Here is a 17,663-nt window from a genome sequence, read left to right as displayed (position 1 = left end):
ACCGTTAAGAAAGGAGGTCCATGATTCATGGCAGCAAGAATGAAAGAACGTTATTTGAACGAAGTAACACCTGCTTTGATTCAAAAATTCAATTACACAACTGTAATGCAAGTTCCTAAACTTGAAAAGGTTGTTATCAATATGGGTGTTGGTGACGCTGTTGCTAACTCCAAAGTACTTGATTCAGCTGTAAACGACATGCAGTTAATCGCAGGTCAAAAACCAGTAATCACTCGTGCTAAAAAATCTATCGCGGGCTTTAAGCTTCGTGAAAACATGCCAATCGGTGTGAAGGTGACATTACGTGGTGAGCGTATGTACCACTTCCTTGACAAGTTGTTAAACGTAACACTTCCACGTGTACGTGACTTCCAAGGTGTATCCACTAAATCATTTGATGGTCGTGGTAACTATACTTTGGGTCTTAAAGATCAATTGATCTTCCCTGAAATTGAGTACGATAAGGTAGAAAAAACTCGTGGTATGGATATCGTATTGGTAACTACTGCGAAAACAGATGAAGAGTCTCGCGAATTGCTTGCAGGACTTGGAATGCCTTTTGCAAAGTAATATGAGTTCATTATTCTCCGAAACTATTTAGGAGGTGTCAGGCTAAGTGGCAAAAACTTCGATGAAGGTTAAACAACAACGTACACCAAAGTTTAAAGTGCGGGCATATACTCGCTGTGAACGTTGTGGTCGTCCACATTCGGTACTGCAAAAATTTAAAATATGCAGAATTTGTTTCCGTGAATTAGCTTATAAAGGTCAGATTCCTGGCGTTAAAAAAGCAAGCTGGTAATTAATCAACAACGGGAAGGAGGGTATACAAAACATGACTATGTCAGATCCAATTGCAGATATGCTTACACGCATTCGTAATGCGAACACTGTTCGTCACGAAACTGTAGAGCTACCTGCTTCTACGATTAAAAAACAGATCGCAGAAATCTTGAAGCGTGAAGGATTTATCCGCGATGCAGAATATATCGAAGATAACAAACAAGGGATCATTCGTATTTTCTTGAAATACGGTGCGAACAACGAACGTGTTATCTCAGGTTTGAAAAGAATCAGTAAACCAGGCCTTCGCGTATACACAAAGAGCAATGAGGTTCCTCGTGTTCTAGGTGGTTTGGGTATTGCGATTATCTCCACATCTAAAGGAGTTATGACCGATAAAGAAGCTCGTCAAGCGAAAGCTGGCGGCGAAGTAGTTTGCTACATCTGGTAATAATGTCACAAAACAAGGAGGTGCACTAAATGTCTCGTATTGGTCGTAAACCAATTGAAATACCAAGCGGTGTTGATGTAACACTTAATAACAGCGTAATTACAGTTAAAGGACCTAAAGGAACTTTGACTCGTGAAATTCATAAAGAGATGAAGGTATCTGTTGACGGGAATACAATTCTTGTTGAACGTCCTTCTGATCATAAAACACACCGTTCACTTCATGGTACTACTCGTACTGTTGTTAGTAACATGGTGGATGGCGTAACTAACGGTTATTCCAAAACGCTCGAATTGGTTGGGGTTGGATATCGCGCAAGCAAATCCGGCGAAAAACTCGTACTTAACGTAGGGTATTCTCATCCAGTGGAAATCACTCCAGAGCCAGGCATCGTTTTTGAAGTGCCTTCAAATACAAAGATCATTGTTAACGGAATTAACAAAGAGCGTGTTGGTGAATATGCTGCTAAAATTCGTTCCGTTCGTGAACCTGAACCGTACAAAGGTAAAGGGATTAAGTATGAAGGCGAACGTATTATTCGTAAAGAAGGTAAAGCAGGGAAGAAGAAATAAACCTCTTCTTCATAAGCTTGTCCTTTTGGCGTCTTAAAAGACGTGTATGGTAAACCGAAGGGAGTGAAAATTAAATCATGATTACTAAACCGGATAAAAATAAAGCCCGTCTGAAAAGACACTTGCGTGTACGTAAAAAAATCGAAGGTACGGCTGCTCGTCCAAGATTAAACGTATATCGTTCGGCTAAACATATCTATGCACAATTGATTGATGATGTTGCTGGTGTAACATTGGCATCTGCATCTACAGTTGATAAGGAACTTAGCGAAATCACTAACGGAAGTAACGTTGAAGCTGCTCGTAAGGTTGGCGAATTAATCGCTAAACGTGCTGAGAGCAAAGGCGTGAAAAACGTTGTATTTGACCGCGGAGGATACCTTTATCATGGTCGAGTTCAAGCACTAGCTGATGCTGCTCGTGAAGCAGGTCTTGAATTTTAAAAATATTGTTAAAAGGAGGTAAACGACTTGCGTATAGATCCTAACACTCTTGAACTAACTGAAAGAGTTGTAAATATTAACCGCGTTGCTAAAGTAGTAAAAGGCGGACGCCGTTTCAGCTTTAGTGCTCTTGTTGTTGTCGGTGACGGCAAAGGCTGGGTTGGCGCTGGAATCGGTAAAGCAGGCGAAGTTCCTGATGCAATTCGCAAAGGAATTGACGATGCTAAGAAAAATCTTGTGTACGTGCCTCTTGTTGGAACTACAATTCCTCACCAAGTGGTAGGACATTTTGGCGCTGGACGTGTTCTTTTGAAACCAGCATCAGAAGGTACTGGAGTTATCGCTGGCGGTCCAGTTCGTGCTGTACTTGAATTGGCTGGTGTCGGCGACATCTTGACAAAATCTTTAGGTTCTTCGAATTCCATCAACATGGTCAACGCGACTTTAGAGGGCTTATCCCGTCTTAAACGTGCTGAAGATGTTGCGAAATTACGCGGTAAATCCGTCGAAGAACTTCTCGGTTAAGGAGGGAATCTCATGGCAAAATTACAAATTACCCTCAAACGTAGTTTGATTGGCCGTCCGGAGAACCAACGCGCTACCGTGAAAAGTTTGGGACTTCGCAAAATTAATCAATCTGTAGTTCAAAGCGACAACGCTGCGATCCGTGGAATGATTAACACTGTAAGTCATTTGGTTTCGGTTCAAGAAATCCAAGAATAATTTAACTTCTATGTAAGTCAAACAACAAATAAGGAGGTGCAACGAACGATGAAATTACATGAGCTTTCTCCAGCACCTGGTTCACGCAAAGAACGCAAACGCGTAGGTCGTGGTACAGGTAGTGGAACTGGTAAAACATCTGGTCGAGGCCATAAAGGTCAAAACGCTCGTTCCGGTGGTGGTGTTCGTCCGGGATTTGAGGGTGGACAAAACCCATTGTATCGTCGCTTGCCAAAACGCGGATTTACAAATCCTACGCGTAAAGAGTATGCGATTGTCAACATTGAGGAACTTAACAGCTTTGCGGCGGATACGGAAGTAACTCCTGAACTGTTGTCAGCACAAGGAATCATCAAAAATGCTAAAAGCGGCATCAAGATTCTCGGCAATGGCGATGTGACTGTCAAATTGACAGTGAAAGCAAATAAGTTCTCCCAATCCGCGGTAGAGAAAATCGAGGCTGCCGGCGGTAAAACCGAGGTGATCTAATGTTTAAAACCATTAAGAACATATGGCATGTCCAAGATTTAAGAAACCGTATAATGTTCACATTGTTTATCTTTATTATTTACCGGATCGGTTCATTTGTACCGGTTCCGGGCGTTAATAAAGATGTATTTACGCTTTCAAACAATGCTGGCAACGACTTGCTAGGATTTTTGAATACTTTCTCGGGCGGCGCATTGAAGAACTTCTCAATCTTCGCCCTAAGTATTTTTCCTTATATTACAGCTTCCATTATAGTGCAGTTATTGTCGATGGATGTAATTCCGAAGTTTGCAGAATGGGCAAAACAAGGTGAGTATGGTAAGAAGAAAATGGCTCAAATCACTCGTTATGGAACAGTAATTTTAGCTATTGTTCAAGCTTTTGCTACATCTATTGGTTTTAACCGTCTGTATGGTACGGAAATGGTTCCTAATGCAACCTTTGCTGATTATGCATTAATCGCACTAGTGTTGACTGCGGGTACCTCATTCTTGATGTGGCTTGGTGAGCAAATTACCGATAAAGGTATTGGTAACGGGATCTCTCTCATTATCTTTGCAGGTATCGTAGCTGCGATTCCAGGTCATATTCAAACAATCACAACATCTGAGTTTATGGTGGAAGGCCAAACCTTCATGAACGTAATGAAATGGTTAGCCATCGTTCTAGTCGTAATTCTTATTGTTGTTGGGGTTATCTATGTACAGCAAGCGATTCGGAAAATTCCGGTTCAATATGCGAAACGTGTTGTAGGTAACAAGATGTATGGTGGTCAAAATACACATATTCCGCTCAAAATTAATGCGGCAGGTGTTATTCCCGTCATCTTTGCAGTTTCTCTTTTACAATTCCCAATTGTGATTGCCAACTTCTGGTCAACACATACTTGGGCAAAATGGGTGACTAAGAACTTAGCGCATGATATGCCACTTGGTATGACACTTTATATTTTAATGATCATTGGTTTTACATTCTTCTATACTTTTGTACAGATGAATCCACAACAGATGGCAGACAATATGAAGAAAAATGGTGGTTATATTCCGGGCATTCGTCCAGGTAAAGCAACTCAAACCTACTTGACAAGAGTATTAACACGCTTGACAATGACAGGTGCGATTTTCCTTGCTGCTATTTCTATCCTACCTATCGGTTTGGGTGCATTGGCTAAATTGCCAAACAGCGTTCAAATCGGTGGTACATCTATCCTGATTGTAATTGGGGTTGCCCTTGATACAATGAAGACGATCGAAGGACAATTAATTAAACGCCACTATAAAGGCTTTATTAATAAGTAATGCATAAGTTCCAGGTTGGAGACTAATATAAGTCTGCACCTGGTGCTTATTGTTATCCTAGAGTTTGGCAGCTAGTCATCTTGAAGGGAGAGATATTCATGAACATTTTATTCATGGGACCTCCCGGAGCAGGAAAAGGAACACAAGCCGAGGTCATCGTCAATGAATTTGGCATTCCCCATATTTCTACTGGAGATGCTTTTCGTTTGGCGATTAAAGAAGGAACTCCAGTTGGAATTAAAGCCAAGGAGTTTATAGATCAAGGCAAACTGGTGCCTGATGATGTTACGATCGGCATCGTTCGTGAGCGCCTACAGCAGTCCGATTGCGAAAAAGGTTTTCTATTGGATGGTTTTCCAAGAACTCTTTCGCAAGCGGAAGCGCTGGAGGAACTGCTTAGCGGAATGAACCGCAAGTTGGAGCATGTCATAAACCTGAAGGTGGATCGCGACAGATTACTTGCTCGTCTTACGGGACGTCGTATTTGTAAATCCTGTGGTGCCACTTATCATGTGATCTTTAATCCTCCGGGTCAAGAAGGTGTCTGTGATAAATGCGGCGGTGAATTGTATCAACGCTCTGATGATAATGAAGAGAGCGTAGGCATTCGCTTAGACGAATATATCAACAAAACAGCACCACTTCTCAAGTTCTACGAAGAAAAACAACTGTTGCGTCAGGTAAATGGCGAACAGGAAATCGGTACGGTATCCAAAGAAATCGTATCCTTACTGCGAGGTTAGATGTAATGATCATTTGTAAATCCGAAACGGAACTAGGCTTTATGAGAGAAGCAGGGCGGATTGTAGCGGAAACGCACAGGCTCATGGCACAATCCATTGAGCCCGGAATTACGACGGGTGAGCTGGATCGCATCGCCGATAAATACATCCGTAGTCAAGGGGCAATTCCTTCTTTTAAAGACTACAACGGTTTTCCTTACAGCATTTGTGCTTCAGTTAATGAAGAATTGGTACATGGATTCCCAAGTAAACGCAAACTGAATGAAGGCGATATTATTAGCCTTGATATTGGTGCTCAATATCGTGGGTTTCATGGTGATTCCGCTTGGACGTACCCTGTTGGTGAAATCTCTGAGGAAGCGAAGAAGCTACTAGAGGTGACTGAAGGCTCGTTGTTTGCAGGATTAGAACTTGTAAAACCCGACGTTCGTTTGTATACGATCTCGCACGCTATTCAGCAACACATTGAAAATGCAGGGTTCTCTGTTGTACGTGAATATGTTGGTCATGGTGTAGGGGCCGATCTACATGAGGAACCACAAATTCCTAATTACGGTACACCAGATCGTGGACCACGTTTAAAACCGGGCATGGTGCTTGCCATCGAGCCAATGGTTAATGTAGGGAAGCGGTACGTTAGAACACTTGAGGATAATTGGACTGTTGTTACGGTGGATGGTTCACTTTGTGCTCATTTTGAGCATACTGTAGCTGTGACGCCGGATGGCATGGAAATACTCACAAAACTTTGATGCGTAGGTGAGAAATTTGAAACACCGATCTAAAGCGCAGCTTGGTCAAATTGTGAAGGTTTTAAAAGGTCGAGATGCAGACACGTATTGCGTTGTCACAGAATTGATCGATGATCGTTATGTACTTGTTGCTAATGGTCAGAAACATAAATTCGACGCACCTAAACGTAAAAATGTACAGCATCTTGAGTTTATTCCTTTTATCAGCAATGAAGTTGTGCATAGCTTGCAAGATAGTGGCCGTGTAACTAACGCTAAGCTGCGATATGCAGTAGAGGCTTATGTTAAATCCATAAATATAAATGCTGAAGAGAAAGGAGACTGCACTAGTGGCTAAAGAGGATGTCATTGAGGTAGAAGGTACGGTTCTTGAACCATTGCCAAATGCAACATTTAAGGTTGAGCTTGAGAATGGTCACCAAATTTTGGCTCACGTATCAGGTAAATTACGGATGCACTTTATTCGTATCCTGACTGGAGACAAAGTGGTTGTCCAACTATCCCCTTACGATTTAACTAAGGGTCGTATTACTTACCGTAAATAGGAGTTGTACCATTTTAAAAATATGTGGTATGATATTCAGGTTGAGTAAATTGCAAGATATTTGTCACTGTTGTAAAGTTTAGTTTTCCTTATGAAGTGAGTTTTGCTTGGCAAAACTTTAAGGAGGTAATCAGCATGAAGGTAAGACCTTCTGTAAAGCCAATTTGCGAAAAATGCAAAGTCATTCGTCGTAAAGGCAATGTCATGGTGATTTGTGAAAATCCGAAACACAAACAAAAACAAGGTTAAAGAAGGGGGTGTAGCGTAAAATGGCACGTATAGCTGGTGTGGATTTGCCACGTGATAAACGCGTTGAGATCGCCTTAACTTACATTTTCGGAATCGGTAAAACGACTTCCCAGAAAATCCTGAGCACTACAGGCATCAGTCCGAACACTCGTGTTCGTGATTTGACGGAAGATGAGGTTAGCAAATTACGCGAAACGATCGATAAAGAGGTTAAGGTAGAAGGTGACCTTCGTCGTGAAATTTCTTTAAATATTAAACGTTTGATTGAGATTGGCTGTTACCGTGGTGTGCGTCACCGTCGCGGTTTGCCTGTTCGTGGACAACGTACTAAAACGAATGCCCGTACTCGTAAGGGTCCTCGTCGTACTGTAGCGAACAAGAAGAAATAAGAAGGGGGGATAAACGACAATGGCTAAACCGAAAAAAGTCGTACGTACTAAACGTCGCGACCGTAAAAATATTGAGTCGGGTGTGGCACATATTCGCTCCACCTTCAACAACACAATTGTTACAATTACCGATCCACATGGTAATGCTATTTCTTGGGCAAGCTCTGGCGGTCAAGGATTTAAGGGTTCCCGTAAATCCACTCCATACGCAGCACAAATGGCAGCAGAAACTGCAGCTAAAGCAGCAATGGAGCATGGCATGAAAACCGTAGAAGTTATGGTTAAAGGTCCAGGCGCTGGCCGCGAAGCGGCTATCCGCTCTTTGCAAGCAGCTGGTCTTGAAGTTAACGTAATCAAAGACGTAACTCCAATTCCTCATAACGGCTGCCGTCCTCCAAAACGCCGTCGTGTGTAATGAATCTGCTTTTAGAGTGTGGTATAACAACAATGTAAATGGTAATAATGGTTGTTTAGGCATACTTATGGATAGACTTCAGTAAACATGACAGTTTCGAAGGAAAGACGTTTTGAAGGAGGGGTACTTCGTGATAGAAATCGAAAAGCCAAAAATTGAGACCGTAGAAGTTAACGAAAATGGCACCTATGGGAAATTTGTAGTAGAACCACTTGAGCGTGGATATGGCACCACTCTGGGCAACTCGCTTCGCCGGATTTTGCTCTCTTCTCTGCCTGGTGCAGCGGTAACCTCGGTCCAAATCGATGGTGTTTTGCATGAATTCGCAACCATCCCGGGCGTAATGGAAGATGTTACGGAGATTATTCTAAACCTCAAGGCGCTCTCGCTAAAAATCCACTCCGATGAAGAGAAAACTCTTGAAATCGATGCGGAAGGCGAAGGAAAAATTACGGCTGGTGATATTCGCGCTGATAGCGATGTAGAGATTCTGAATCCTGACTTGCATATCGCAACGTTGGAACCAGGTTCTAGACTCCACATGAGAATTTTCTCAGGTCGTGGTCGTGGTTATGTTCAGGCAGATAAGAATAAACGGGATGATCAACCAATTGGTGTAATTCCTGTGGATTCCATCTATACCCCGATTACACGTGTGAACTACGTAGTAGAAAATACGCGTGTTGGTCAAGTAACTAACTACGATAAACTTACGCTTGAAGTATGGACTGATGGTAGCATCAGACCGGAAGAGGCAGTTAGTCTCGGTGCTAAGATTTTAACAGAGCATCTCTTCTTATTCGTGGGTCTTACGGATGAAGCGAAAGACGCTGAGATTATGGTTGAGAAGGAAGAAGACAAGAAAGAGAAAGTGCTTGAAATGACGATTGAAGAACTGGACCTTTCAGTTCGTTCCTATAACTGTCTCAAACGTGCTGGTATTAACACAGTACAAGAGCTTACTACGAAAACGGAAGAAGATATGATGAAGGTGCGTAACCTTGGTCGTAAATCTTTGGAAGAAGTACAAGAAAAGCTTGAAGAGCTTGGTTTAGGATTACGTACAGAAGAATAGAAGTCTTGAATCGTTTTAGCAGAGGAGGGAAAACTCATGGCATATCAAAAGTTGGGACGCGATTCTAGTGCACGTAAAGCTTTGTTTCGTGATCTTGTAACGGATTTGTTCTTGTATGAACGTATCCAAACAACTGAAGCTAAAGCGAAGGAAGTTCGCTCTATCGCTGAAAAGTTGATCACAAAAGCAAAACGTGGAGATTTGCACGCTCGTCGTCAGGTAGCAGCATATGTTCGTCGTGAATCTATCGACGGTCAAACAGATGCAATCCAGAAGCTATTCTCGGATATCGCACCTCGTTACAACGAACGTCCAGGCGGATACACTCGTATCTTGAAACTAGGTCCTCGCCGCGGTGACGCAGCACCTATGGTTTACTTGGAATTGGTAGATCGTGCTTAATGAATAAATAACCTTATGGTTGTTCGGAATTTAAACTCTCTGTTAGCGAACCTTAATGGCTGCGCTCGGGGAGTTTTTCCATGTTGTTTACATTTAACTTAAACATCGTAATGTTATTTATTTTGTTTAGTTGCACGCTTTATTCATTTTTGCTTTAGATTGACATCGTGATTGGAGGAGCTCGTTTTGCGTAATTTACTTATGACGGTTTGTTATGAAGGTACAGCTTATTATGGCTTTCAGACCCAGCCGAATGGGAATACGATTCAAGACCACCTTGAGGCGGCGATTTATACCATTACTCGTGAGGAAGATGTTAAAATTCATGCATCTGGCCGTACAGATGCTGGCGTCCACGCACGAGCTCAGCCCTTTCACTATGTCACAGCAACAGATATTCCAATAGAACGTTGGGCATATGCCATTAATGGTCGGCTTCCTAAAGATATTAGAATTACAAATGTGCAGGAAGTTCCACTTAGTTTTCACTCTAGACGCTCTGCTAAACGTAAGACCTATCGTTATTCCATAAATGCTAATCGAGTTCCTGATGTTTTTCAGCGCAACTTTCAATTTCATCATCCCGGAAAACTAAATGTTAATGATATGATAGAAGCTTGTCCGTATCTCATTGGTACTTATGACTTTACATCCTTTGCTTCTCGTTATTCAACAAAAGCAAGTCATGTTCGTACTATATATGATGCACATATCGTACATGATACAACCAGTGAATTTTTGGGAACACGGGAGCAAGGAATTATTCATTTTTATATTACTGGAAACGGGTTTCTTCAACATATGGTGAGGATTATTGTGGGAACCTTACTGGAGATAGGCGAAGGTAAAAGATCACCCGATTCATTGAAAATGGCATTAGAAGCTAAAGATCGTGCTGCGGCTGGTCCCACAGCAGAAAGCCATGGCTTGATGTTGTGGAGTGTAGAATACGATGAAGCTTAATTGATAAAAATGTTTTCTTTTATGTAAAATGGATTCATTCTCTGAAACCTAGTGTTAATTTATACGTAATAACTTAAAAATTAAGTAATCAAATTTAATGTCTTAACTAGTGAATAGAGGATTAAGTTGATTGAATAATTCGTATTTTTTACATTAGGAGGAATGGAATATGAGATGTCCAGTATGTAATGACGTGAAAATGAGAGAAGTAGAAAAAGATGGAGTATTGATTGATATTTGTCCTGAATGTAAAGGGGTCTGGTTAGATCGTGGTGAGCTAGACAAGCTATTACAGGAAGTTCGTGAGATTAGACCTGCTTTTAATGATTGGTATGAGCACCACGAGCAGGACTATAATAGCAGAGATAAATATCAAGAAAGAAGCCAAGAAAGAAATCATGACAGAAGCCATGATAAGCCTCATTCACCAAACAATTACGATGACTCCTATTCCAGACATGGAAATGATAAATCCTACTACAAGCGAAAAAAGAAGAAATCAGTCCTAGATGTGTTTGGGGATTTATTTGACTAATCTTTTTCGATTTAGTTGCTATAACTAAAGGTTATTTTTATCCTTTTAAATGCTATTTCTTTTCCATTTATTTACCTCTATATTTATGTTATACACATAGCAAAAAAAGCTTGCTTATTAGCCCTGTTTCCTGTAAAATAAAGTTTGTGTTTTCTTAATGGCTATCCCACAGCCCCCAATTAAGAAGACCATACAGTAACAACTTAAAATAATGTTTTTTCATGTTTTTCATATGCAAATGACAACGATAAGATAAATGTGCTGAATTGCTTTACAATCTCAATTGTTGATCATATTCGGCATGAATGAACAATTTTCAATCGATTGAAGGAGGATCTTTACATGCGTACCTATATGGCAAAGCCAGCAGAAGTTGAACGCAAGTGGCACATCATTGATGCTGAAGGTAAAACTTTAGGCCGCTTGGCTAGTGAAGCTGCTGCATTGATTCGTGGCAAACACAAACCTCAATTTACTCCACACGTTGATGGCGGTGACTTCGTTATCGTAATTAACGCTGAGAAAATTCATTTGACTGGTAAGAAATTGGAAAACAAAAAGTACTACCGTCACTCAATGCACCCAGGTGGTTTGAAAGTAACTGTTGCTCAAGACTTACTTAACACTAAACCTGAGCGTGTAATTGAATCTGCCGTTCATGGCATGCTTCCTAAAACTCGTCAAGGCGAAAAAATGAAATTAAGATTAAAAGCTTATGCGGGTACTGAGCATCCACATGCAGCACAAAAACCAGAAGTTTACGAACTTCGCGGATAATAAAAAAGGAGGACAGTTTCATGGCACAAGTACAATACTATGGGACAGGTCGTCGTAAACATTCGGTAGCTCGTGTTCGTCTCGTACCGGGTGAAGGACGCATTGTCATTAATAAACGTGATATCAACGAATATTTTGGTTTGGAAACATTGAAATTAATCGTTAAGCAACCACTTAACTTAACTGAAACATTGAACAGCTATGATGTATTAGTTATTGCACATGGTGGTGGTACTTCAGGTCAAGCAGGAGCAATCCGTCACGGTATCTCTCGTGCATTGCTTAAAGCAGATCCTGAGTTCCGTCCAGCTCTTAAAAAAGCAGGATTCTTGACTCGTGACCCACGTATGAAAGAACGTAAAAAATACGGACTTAAAGCTGCACGTCGTGCACCTCAGTTCTCAAAACGTTAATATCCCTTGTTTATCAAGGTTTACAAGCCCTTGGCCTTTATTGGTCAAGGGCTTTGTTTTGAGAATTACTGTTTTAGTAATATTTGTTTACCTTGTCCCATATGATGAGTAATGTCATTAGGGGAGGGAGGTAGATTAATATGCTTTTCAAAAATACGATCAATCGTGACCGTTTGAAATATCCGCAAGCCAAACAGGGACCATTTGTATGGATTCATTTAAAATGGATCAAGTGGTCTGGGATGTTTATAGTTTTTTTAACTGTGGTTAGCGTACTAATGCTGTACAACCCTTCAGTCTCAACAGTTTGGAATTATTGGAGTTTGCCATTATCGGGAGTTACGGTTGCAATTGATGCAGGACATGGTGGCCCTGATGGTGGTGCAGTGAGCAAGGAAGGTATCATTGAAAAGGATATTAACTTAGCTGTAAGCCTCTATTTACGTGATTATCTTCAGCAAGCAGGTGCGATTGTAGTGATGACGCGTGAGGATGATCGTGATCTAGCTAATCCTGAGACAAAGGGATATAAAAAGCGGAAAACGGAAGATCTACATTATAGAGCTAGATTTATTGAAGAGAAGCAAGCCGATCTATTTGTTAGTATTCACATGAATAGTATCCCTTCATCGCGCTGGAATGGGGCACAAACCTTTTATGGTGAGAAAAATCAGGATAGTGTAAAGTTAGCTAACTATGTACAAAAAATGCTTGTGCATCAGCTAGAGAATACCAATCGTGTTGCTAAGACCTCTGATAAAACAGTGTATTTATTAGACACCGTAAATACCCCTGCTATTTTAGTGGAAGTTGGCTTTTTATCAAATCCCAAAGAGGCACTTCAATTAGGAAATCCTGAATATCAAAGAAAAGTAGCCGCTTCTATTTATGAAGGAATTTTACAATTCAAAGCAGAGAAGCAATCGGACAGCTCAGCAGATTGAAAGTAAAAATGCTATAATAGATGTCATACTAAGCCAAATATACTTAACTAAGCATATTTAGCTAAGTTATTGATCACATAGAAGTAGAGGTGCTGTTCATTGCTATCTCAGGAACATATACTTGCAATTTTAAGACCAATCGCTGAACCGATTACAGGACAAAGTCTGGTGGATTTAAAATGGATTCGTGATATTATGCCCAGAGAACAGAAGGTTGCTCTTACTGTAGTTTTATTACATAAAGATGACGTTTTGCAGGAAGAGCTTGGTGATGAAATTCGCTTTCGTCTGTTAGAAGCTGGAATAGAGGATGTTCATCTTAGATTTAGACAAGCATCAGTACACGAACAAGAGCAGGCAGGAATTGTACTAAATCAATATGAAGAGACTGAGCAAACTGGCTCTAAAACAGCTTTAAAGGGGCATGGAGTAGGATTGGATAATTTATCTATCCTTGATGAGTCAGCTGGAGTGAAGTTTATTGCTGTTGCAAGTGGAAAGGGTGGGGTAGGCAAGTCTACAGTTACCGTACAGCTGGCTAAGGCGCTGTCTAGATTAGGTTATCGAGTAGGTATCGTTGATGCTGATATATATGGATTTAGCATTCCTACGATTATGGAAATTGATGAGTTGCCGATTATTGAGGATGGACAAATCTTGCCTGTAGAACATGACGGTGTGAAAGTGATGTCTATGAGCTTCTTTATTAAGGATAACAATCCAGTTATTTGGCGTGGACCGATGTTAGGGAAAATGCTGCGACAATTTATAGAGGAGGTCCAATGGGGAGAAGTTGACTATGTATTCATTGATATGCCTCCTGGTACAGGAGATGTTGCACTAGATGTTCATCAAATATTCCCACAATGTCGAGAAATTATTGTCACTACCCCTCATACAGCTGCCTCTCATGTTGCGGTGCGCGCTGGTATTATGGCTATACAGACAGATCATCAAATTATTGGTGTTATCGAAAATATGTCTTACTATCAATGTGAGGGCTGTGAAAATAAGATATATCTTTTTGGCCAAGGTGGGGGACAAGCCTTAGCTGATAAATTAAATACAACACTGCTAGCGCAAATTCCAATTGTACCTGTTGGGTCTCATGAAGAGAATCATCATCATAAAGTAGAACTGGAAATAGAACAAGTTTATAATCAACTTGCCGAAAGTATTACATCAACGTAGTGATTCTTATCTTAGCATAAAAAAATAAAATTATAATGAAATCATGATCAATAAAAAATGGCTGCCCACTGAGGACATGCCATTTTTGTTTACTTATTTTATGATTGTCCGCCTTCTCCGCCAGAGTCCTTGCTGTTACCGCCACTGCTACTACCTTCTCCGCCACCTTTACCACCTTCACCAGATCCAGGTGCTTTCTCAATGGTAGGTTGAAGTTGCTGCTGTACAACTGTTTTTAATAATTCCATTACTTGAAGTTTGAATAACGGGCTTTGCATGGCTTCTTGCATGACCGTCATCGATTGCTTGCGATAATCAGGCGTTTTTGTAAGCTCAAGGAACATTTTCATGACATCGGGTGATTTCATAATATCCCCTATCGATTTCTGATACGTAGGATCTTTAATAAGCTGCAAATGCATTTCCTTACTTTGCGCGCTTATCGCTTTGGCAAAATCGCCTGCAAACTGAGGGTCAGTCATTATTTTCTCAATTTCCTTTTTGTATTCTGGAGAGGTTATCGTTTCTTTTACTGCCATACGGACATCCTCAGAGGTTTGGGAAGGTAATAACATCTTTATTCCCATTGAACTACCTCCGCCGCCACCACTACCGCCACCACCTTGTTGTCCACCTTCGGATTCTGAATCTCCAGATTGTGAGCTACTTGATGGAGAACTGCTTTGTGTTGGTCCAGCGGTTAACGCCTCGTAAATTGCCTTTTTACCTTCATCACTTTTTAATACGTCAATGATCATTGATTTTGATTCTTTATATCCACCAGTGCTTTGGGCCGATGATGAGCCTTGATCGGAGCCACAGGCAGTTAGCAGAGAAGTGAGCATACAAATAACTAACCATGCACACATCTGTTTTTTCATATTAGATAGCCTCCTTACTAAAATTAGTGCTGTACTTATTATGGTGTATAGAAAAGGGAATTATCCAAATGAAATAACAGATTATAAAATAATTCAGTTACGTCGAAACACAAAAAAACGGGGAACATTCAGGATGTATGTCTTCAATAAATTTGAAGTACAATTTTCCTGTATTCCACCGTCTTTATTTTAATTTGCTGCGTGGTCCATCTTTTGTTCTGTCCAAGTTTGATCATGAACTTCCTTACCTTCTGTACTTGCTTGCTGAACTAGATCGGTGACTGTAGCAAACTCAAATCCTTTTTGTCTAAGCTGATCAATAATCTGAGGGAGTGCTTCATGGGTTTGATTCACAGAATCGCTAGCATGAAGGAGAATGATATCCCCTGCGTGTGCCTTGCTAACTACACGATCTACAATCGTTTGAACTCCTTTGTTCATCCAATCTTGTGAGTCCGTATCCCACTGAATAACTTTATATCCTTGGGTTTGTGCAATATTTAGCACACGTTTGTCAAAATCCCCATTAGGAAGACGGATTAATTTTGGCTCTGCACCAGTAACTTCTGTTAAAATAGTATGAGCAGTTTTAATTTGCTCTGTAATTTCTTCATCACTTAATGAGCTATAGTTTACATGTTTGTGTCCATGACTGCCAATTTCAAATCCTTGCTGTTGTATTTTTTTTACAATGTCTGGGTGAGTTTTGCTCCAAGGGGAGGAGAGGAAGAAGGTAGCCTTTTGTACGTTTTTGTCCTTTAGAACTTGAAGTATGGGCTCTGCACGTTTGTCTCCCCAACTAATATCAAAAGTAAGTGCAACGATCTTCTTATCTGTGGATACGCTATAAATAGCTGAGGGACTACTTTCATCTGAAAATACCGTAACATTTCCCTGCTCCACATAAATGATACCTGCTGTAAACAATGCCGCCGCAAAAATTAAAAAATACCTTTTGATTTTTCTCCCATTCAGGACATAGAAGAAATTATTCATGGAATATAAGCCCCTCTCAATAGAAAATGATTTGTCCACTGCTATAATGTATGCTCGTACATTTGATTTATAACTTTTTAGGGATAAGCTTTTCGCTACAAGGTAAGCATTGTATAGTTAAAACATAGAAAGGTTGTGTTACTGTGTCGTTATTTCAATTTTTTAAGGATATTTATAGTTTTAAGAAGGCAATGCTGGTTGCTGTTTCACTTTTTATAGTGGGAATTATACTAGGAACGGTGAACTCACAATTAATCGATCAAATCATTCAGCCCAGTATCGCGCAGCTCCAATCAATTAGTACAGATCTATCATCCTCCAATAATCCTGAATGGAGCTTCTTCAAGTTTATTTTCATTAATAATGCTACAAAAAGTTTAGCAGTGTTGGCGTTGGGGGGATTTTTTGGATTAGTTCCTGCCTTTTTTCTAGTTATGAATGGAATGATGCTGGGTTATATTCTTGCTGTTGCTGCTGCTAGCGGCCAAGCGTGGGGGATAATATTAGTGCGTGGTATTTTACCTCATGGTATTATCGAACTTCCAGTAATTATTATTGCAGCAGCTTATGGGTTGCAATTCGGTTATTTGGTTCTTAGGTCATTAGGTGAAATGGGTGGAGCAGGTAAAGGACAAAAGAGTGTGAATTGGCGTGGTTACTTCCAGAAGGTAATCCGTGCAGTGGTATGGATAACATTATTACTTTGTATCGCAGCTGTGATAGAAAGTACGATTACATTTTATCTGGTGAAATAAAAATTTAAATTTGTTAGTAAGAGGTATCATAATTTTCTCCAAATGTGTGCATAACAGTAAAGCAAACCAAAATTAGAGTTTATATTACGATAAAAAGGGTTAATCCTCATTAAAGGGTTGGTGCCTAGAGTGCCAATCCAAATTTTATAATAACTCGACAACATTCATTAGTTTAAAAACATAGGCCGATCTGTCGTTTATTAGATAGCGGGGGTTTTACTGGACTGTAGACAAAGGAGAGATGTACGATGCTGGGAATGTTATTTAGTGAGAAAGAGTGCAGTGAGCTAGATTATGTACTTCGTAAAGAGTTAGACGAAATGTTATTTGATTTAAGTGACCATCGACTTGATTTAGATATTAGACAAGCGATTGCGAAAAGATATAAGACAGTTTTTCGGATGTATGCTAGATTTGCACCTTCTAAGGAGTTATCTAAGTACGCTCGTAAAGCCAAAGTCCCGCAAATAAAGCAATGACTTTATTATTGATGGGTGATTTATAAAAAGTATTGAAAAAGTTGTTGACTCTTGTTTTAAATATGTGATATAGTATTAAACGTTCCGCTTTTGAGGATAAAAGCTGAGCAAGCAAGAGAAATTAAAAGATGAAAAAAACTTTTTAAAAAAACTCTTGCAAAGAAGCTAACAAGTGTGTTATATTATAAGAGTCGCCGCTGAGAAAACAAACGGTGATGAAACAAAGTTTTTAACTAAACAAATCAACAAAAAGTAACAAAGTTGATCTTTGAAAACTAAACAACGAGTGAGTGAATTTTACGAAAGTGAAATTCAAAAATAAGTAGATTAATTTCAACGAATTAATCTCGTCAGATTCAAAATGAGCTTATCGCTCTTTTCAATAACTTTATTGGAGAGTT

General features: G+C 40.1%; 28 protein-coding genes. 26 read left to right on the top strand and 2 right to left on the bottom strand.

The window, feature by feature from the left end:
- Positions 1–27: 27 nt before the first annotated feature.
- The 24 genes from rplE (at position 28) to J2Z32_RS20075 (ending at position 14,151) form a co-directional block, all read left to right on the top strand.
- Positions 28–570, top strand: a complete 543-nt coding sequence (gene rplE, locus J2Z32_RS20190; RefSeq protein ID WP_210091005.1) for a 50S ribosomal protein L5 — start codon at positions 28–30, stop codon at positions 568–570.
- A 46-nt stretch (positions 571–616) separates the two neighbouring features.
- Positions 617–802 carry a type Z 30S ribosomal protein S14 gene (locus tag J2Z32_RS20185; RefSeq protein ID WP_013312154.1) on the top strand — a complete coding sequence of 62 codons (186 nt, stop codon included), beginning with the start codon at positions 617–619 and terminating at the stop codon, positions 800–802.
- Positions 803–835: 33 nt separating this feature from the next.
- The gene (gene rpsH, locus J2Z32_RS20180) at positions 836–1,234 is read left to right on the top strand and encodes a 30S ribosomal protein S8 (protein WP_210091004.1); all 399 of its coding nucleotides are present in this window, start codon (positions 836–838) and stop codon (positions 1,232–1,234) included.
- Between the two features lie 29 nt (positions 1,235–1,263).
- Positions 1,264–1,806: a 50S ribosomal protein L6 gene (rplF, locus tag J2Z32_RS20175; protein WP_210091003.1), complete on the top strand. Its 543-nt coding sequence runs from the start codon at positions 1,264–1,266 to the stop codon at positions 1,804–1,806.
- Between the two features lie 77 nt (positions 1,807–1,883).
- Positions 1,884–2,249 carry a 50S ribosomal protein L18 gene (gene rplR / locus J2Z32_RS20170; RefSeq protein WP_210091002.1) on the top strand — a complete coding sequence of 122 codons (366 nt, stop codon included), beginning with the start codon at positions 1,884–1,886 and terminating at the stop codon, positions 2,247–2,249.
- Positions 2,250–2,276: 27 nt separating this feature from the next.
- On the top strand, positions 2,277–2,774 hold the full coding sequence (gene rpsE / locus J2Z32_RS20165) for a 30S ribosomal protein S5 (RefSeq protein WP_210091001.1): 498 nt from the start codon (positions 2,277–2,279) through the stop codon (positions 2,772–2,774).
- Between the two features lie 12 nt (positions 2,775–2,786).
- A complete protein-coding gene (rpmD, locus tag J2Z32_RS20160; protein ID WP_210091000.1) occupies positions 2,787–2,972 on the top strand; it encodes a 50S ribosomal protein L30 in 186 nt (61 codons plus the stop codon).
- Positions 2,973–3,020: 48 nt separating this feature from the next.
- Entirely contained in the window at positions 3,021–3,461 is a 441-nt protein-coding gene (rplO, locus tag J2Z32_RS20155; protein ID WP_210090999.1) for a 50S ribosomal protein L15, read from the top strand.
- Positions 3,461–4,759 (top strand): preprotein translocase subunit SecY, encoded by a 1,299-nt coding sequence (secY, locus tag J2Z32_RS20150; RefSeq protein ID WP_210090998.1) that lies wholly within the window; start codon positions 3,461–3,463, stop codon positions 4,757–4,759. The genes rplO and secY overlap by 1 nt, the downstream gene beginning before the upstream one ends.
- A 98-nt stretch (positions 4,760–4,857) precedes the next feature.
- Positions 4,858–5,502: an adenylate kinase gene (locus J2Z32_RS20145; RefSeq protein ID WP_210090997.1), complete on the top strand. Its 645-nt coding sequence runs from the start codon at positions 4,858–4,860 to the stop codon at positions 5,500–5,502.
- A gap of 5 nt (positions 5,503–5,507) precedes the next feature.
- Positions 5,508–6,254, top strand: a complete 747-nt coding sequence (map, locus tag J2Z32_RS20140) for a type I methionyl aminopeptidase (protein WP_210090996.1) — start codon at positions 5,508–5,510, stop codon at positions 6,252–6,254.
- Positions 6,255–6,270: 16 nt separating this feature from the next.
- Positions 6,271–6,591, top strand: coding sequence for a KOW domain-containing RNA-binding protein (locus J2Z32_RS20135; RefSeq protein ID WP_210090995.1), 321 nt, complete (start codon positions 6,271–6,273; stop codon positions 6,589–6,591).
- Positions 6,584–6,799 (top strand): translation initiation factor IF-1, encoded by a 216-nt coding sequence (gene infA / locus J2Z32_RS20130; RefSeq protein ID WP_017692098.1) that lies wholly within the window; start codon positions 6,584–6,586, stop codon positions 6,797–6,799. Before J2Z32_RS20135 ends, infA begins: the two co-directional genes overlap by 8 nt.
- A gap of 134 nt (positions 6,800–6,933) precedes the next feature.
- Positions 6,934–7,047 carry a 50S ribosomal protein L36 gene (rpmJ, locus tag J2Z32_RS20125; RefSeq protein WP_003333770.1) on the top strand — a complete coding sequence of 38 codons (114 nt, stop codon included), beginning with the start codon at positions 6,934–6,936 and terminating at the stop codon, positions 7,045–7,047.
- Between the two features lie 20 nt (positions 7,048–7,067).
- Complete coding sequence (rpsM, locus tag J2Z32_RS20120) at positions 7,068–7,436, top strand: 30S ribosomal protein S13 (RefSeq protein ID WP_210090994.1); 369 nt, start codon at positions 7,068–7,070, stop codon at positions 7,434–7,436.
- Between the two features lie 19 nt (positions 7,437–7,455).
- Positions 7,456–7,851 (top strand): 30S ribosomal protein S11, encoded by a 396-nt coding sequence (gene rpsK / locus J2Z32_RS20115; RefSeq protein WP_210090993.1) that lies wholly within the window; start codon positions 7,456–7,458, stop codon positions 7,849–7,851.
- Positions 7,852–7,981: 130 nt separating this feature from the next.
- On the top strand, positions 7,982–8,926 hold the full coding sequence (locus J2Z32_RS20110; protein WP_210090992.1) for a DNA-directed RNA polymerase subunit alpha: 945 nt from the start codon (positions 7,982–7,984) through the stop codon (positions 8,924–8,926).
- Between the two features lie 36 nt (positions 8,927–8,962).
- Positions 8,963–9,328 (top strand): 50S ribosomal protein L17, encoded by a 366-nt coding sequence (gene rplQ, locus J2Z32_RS20105; protein WP_210090991.1) that lies wholly within the window; start codon positions 8,963–8,965, stop codon positions 9,326–9,328.
- Positions 9,329–9,514: 186 nt separating this feature from the next.
- The gene (truA, locus tag J2Z32_RS20100; protein ID WP_210090990.1) at positions 9,515–10,291 is read left to right on the top strand and encodes a tRNA pseudouridine(38-40) synthase TruA; all 777 of its coding nucleotides are present in this window, start codon (positions 9,515–9,517) and stop codon (positions 10,289–10,291) included.
- A gap of 169 nt (positions 10,292–10,460) precedes the next feature.
- The gene (locus tag J2Z32_RS20095; protein ID WP_210090989.1) at positions 10,461–10,826 is read left to right on the top strand and encodes a TFIIB-type zinc ribbon-containing protein; all 366 of its coding nucleotides are present in this window, start codon (positions 10,461–10,463) and stop codon (positions 10,824–10,826) included.
- 342 nt (positions 10,827–11,168) lie between these two features.
- Positions 11,169–11,603, top strand: coding sequence for a 50S ribosomal protein L13 (gene rplM, locus J2Z32_RS20090; protein WP_210090988.1), 435 nt, complete (start codon positions 11,169–11,171; stop codon positions 11,601–11,603).
- Positions 11,604–11,623: 20 nt separating this feature from the next.
- Positions 11,624–12,016, top strand: a complete 393-nt coding sequence (rpsI, locus tag J2Z32_RS20085; RefSeq protein ID WP_210090987.1) for a 30S ribosomal protein S9 — start codon at positions 11,624–11,626, stop codon at positions 12,014–12,016.
- Between the two features lie 140 nt (positions 12,017–12,156).
- Positions 12,157–12,960 (top strand): N-acetylmuramoyl-L-alanine amidase CwlD, encoded by an 804-nt coding sequence (cwlD, locus tag J2Z32_RS20080; protein ID WP_245251651.1) that lies wholly within the window; start codon positions 12,157–12,159, stop codon positions 12,958–12,960.
- A 99-nt stretch (positions 12,961–13,059) separates the two neighbouring features.
- Positions 13,060–14,151 (top strand): Mrp/NBP35 family ATP-binding protein, encoded by a 1,092-nt coding sequence (locus J2Z32_RS20075; protein ID WP_280921166.1) that lies wholly within the window; start codon positions 13,060–13,062, stop codon positions 14,149–14,151.
- A gap of 98 nt (positions 14,152–14,249) precedes the next feature.
- Here the strand turns inward: J2Z32_RS20075 and gerD are convergent, their stop codons facing one another.
- The gene (gerD, locus tag J2Z32_RS20070; protein WP_210090986.1) at positions 14,250–15,032 is read right to left on the bottom strand and encodes a spore germination lipoprotein GerD; all 783 of its coding nucleotides are present in this window, start codon (positions 15,030–15,032) and stop codon (positions 14,250–14,252) included.
- A gap of 189 nt (positions 15,033–15,221) precedes the next feature.
- Complete coding sequence (gene pdaB, locus J2Z32_RS20065; protein WP_210090985.1) at positions 15,222–16,028, bottom strand: polysaccharide deacetylase family sporulation protein PdaB; 807 nt, start codon at positions 16,026–16,028, stop codon at positions 15,222–15,224.
- Positions 16,029–16,171: 143 nt separating this feature from the next.
- Here pdaB and J2Z32_RS20060 point away from each other — a divergent pair, with 143 nt between their 5' ends.
- Together J2Z32_RS20060 and J2Z32_RS20055 are read left to right on the top strand one after the other, a co-directional pair.
- Positions 16,172–16,783 (top strand): stage II sporulation protein M, encoded by a 612-nt coding sequence (locus tag J2Z32_RS20060; protein ID WP_210090984.1) that lies wholly within the window; start codon positions 16,172–16,174, stop codon positions 16,781–16,783.
- A 248-nt stretch (positions 16,784–17,031) separates the two neighbouring features.
- Positions 17,032–17,262 (top strand): hypothetical protein, encoded by a 231-nt coding sequence (locus tag J2Z32_RS20055; protein WP_210090983.1) that lies wholly within the window; start codon positions 17,032–17,034, stop codon positions 17,260–17,262.
- Positions 17,263–17,663 lie beyond the last annotated feature (401 nt).

It is taken from the genome of Paenibacillus turicensis, assembly GCF_017873435.1.
Classification (GTDB): Bacteria; Bacillota; Bacilli; order Paenibacillales; family Paenibacillaceae; genus Fontibacillus; species Fontibacillus turicensis.
The sequence above is the reverse complement of the archived record's forward strand: the minus strand, read 5'-3'. Positions and strand labels throughout refer to the sequence as shown.

What these genes read in the sequence shown, in the direction of transcription:
- rplQ (WP_210090991.1), top strand. Translation starts at nt 8,963, where the DNA reads ATGGCATATCAAAAGTTGGGACGCGATTCTAGTGCACGTAAAGCTTTG.
- rplO (WP_210090999.1), top strand. Translation starts at nt 3,021, where the DNA reads ATGAAATTACATGAGCTTTCTCCAGCACCTGGTTCACGCAAAGAACGC.
- cwlD (WP_245251651.1), top strand. Translation starts at nt 12,157, where the DNA reads ATGCTTTTCAAAAATACGATCAATCGTGACCGTTTGAAATATCCGCAA.
- map (WP_210090996.1), top strand. Translation starts at nt 5,508, where the DNA reads ATGATCATTTGTAAATCCGAAACGGAACTAGGCTTTATGAGAGAAGCA.
- J2Z32_RS20095 (WP_210090989.1), top strand. Translation starts at nt 10,461, where the DNA reads ATGAGATGTCCAGTATGTAATGACGTGAAAATGAGAGAAGTAGAAAAA.
- secY (WP_210090998.1), top strand. Translation starts at nt 3,461, where the DNA reads ATGTTTAAAACCATTAAGAACATATGGCATGTCCAAGATTTAAGAAAC.
- rpsI (WP_210090987.1), top strand. Translation starts at nt 11,624, where the DNA reads ATGGCACAAGTACAATACTATGGGACAGGTCGTCGTAAACATTCGGTA.
- J2Z32_RS20055 (WP_210090983.1), top strand. Translation starts at nt 17,032, where the DNA reads ATGCTGGGAATGTTATTTAGTGAGAAAGAGTGCAGTGAGCTAGATTAT.
- rplE (WP_210091005.1), top strand. Translation starts at nt 28, where the DNA reads ATGGCAGCAAGAATGAAAGAACGTTATTTGAACGAAGTAACACCTGCT.
- rpmD (WP_210091000.1), top strand. Translation starts at nt 2,787, where the DNA reads ATGGCAAAATTACAAATTACCCTCAAACGTAGTTTGATTGGCCGTCCG.
- rpmJ (WP_003333770.1), top strand. Translation starts at nt 6,934, where the DNA reads ATGAAGGTAAGACCTTCTGTAAAGCCAATTTGCGAAAAATGCAAAGTC.
- rplF (WP_210091003.1), top strand. Translation starts at nt 1,264, where the DNA reads ATGTCTCGTATTGGTCGTAAACCAATTGAAATACCAAGCGGTGTTGAT.
- J2Z32_RS20145 (WP_210090997.1), top strand. Translation starts at nt 4,858, where the DNA reads ATGAACATTTTATTCATGGGACCTCCCGGAGCAGGAAAAGGAACACAA.
- rpsH (WP_210091004.1), top strand. Translation starts at nt 836, where the DNA reads ATGACTATGTCAGATCCAATTGCAGATATGCTTACACGCATTCGTAAT.
- rpsM (WP_210090994.1), top strand. Translation starts at nt 7,068, where the DNA reads ATGGCACGTATAGCTGGTGTGGATTTGCCACGTGATAAACGCGTTGAG.
- pdaB (WP_210090985.1), bottom strand. Translation starts at nt 16,028, where the DNA reads ATGAATAATTTCTTCTATGTCCTGAATGGGAGAAAAATCAAAAGGTAT.
- rplM (WP_210090988.1), top strand. Translation starts at nt 11,169, where the DNA reads ATGCGTACCTATATGGCAAAGCCAGCAGAAGTTGAACGCAAGTGGCAC.
- gerD (WP_210090986.1), bottom strand. Translation starts at nt 15,032, where the DNA reads ATGAAAAAACAGATGTGTGCATGGTTAGTTATTTGTATGCTCACTTCT.
- rpsK (WP_210090993.1), top strand. Translation starts at nt 7,456, where the DNA reads ATGGCTAAACCGAAAAAAGTCGTACGTACTAAACGTCGCGACCGTAAA.
- rplR (WP_210091002.1), top strand. Translation starts at nt 1,884, where the DNA reads ATGATTACTAAACCGGATAAAAATAAAGCCCGTCTGAAAAGACACTTG.